The 359-nt window shown below is 68.0% G+C and carries 1 protein-coding gene; it reads left to right on the top strand.

Annotated features, from left to right (window positions below; all coding sequences use genetic code 11):
• Nucleotides 1–359: Ig-like domain-containing protein (locus ACUN9Y_RS22260; RefSeq protein ID WP_445462919.1), on the top strand; the 359-nt coding region annotated here is incomplete at both ends.

The raw sequence follows: 359 nt of genomic DNA, 5'->3' as shown, positions 1-359 counted from the left end.
CACCCCGGCGGATGGCTTCGAGGGCGAGGCCGCGATCACCTACAGCGTGGTCGATGCCGACGGTGATACCGACAGCGCCACGCTGACGGTAACCGTGGACGCCACTCCCGAGATCGAGGTCGATCCGGAGGAGCCCAACGCCGAAGGCAACAGCCAGGTGGACGAGGCGGGGCTTGACGATGGCGGCAGCCAGGCCGCGACCGATCTCGAGACCACCAGCGGCTCGCTGAACATCGATACCGGCTCCGACAGCGTCGGCAGCCTGGTGCTGAAGGACAAGGACGGCAACGACGTCAACGTCACCAACGGCGGCACGGTGCAGGGCAGCTACGGCGTCCTGACGGTCAGCGTCAGCGCCG

Source organism: Halomonas sp. V046, assembly GCF_052645355.1.
This window is presented reverse-complemented; position numbering and strand designations above follow the sequence as displayed.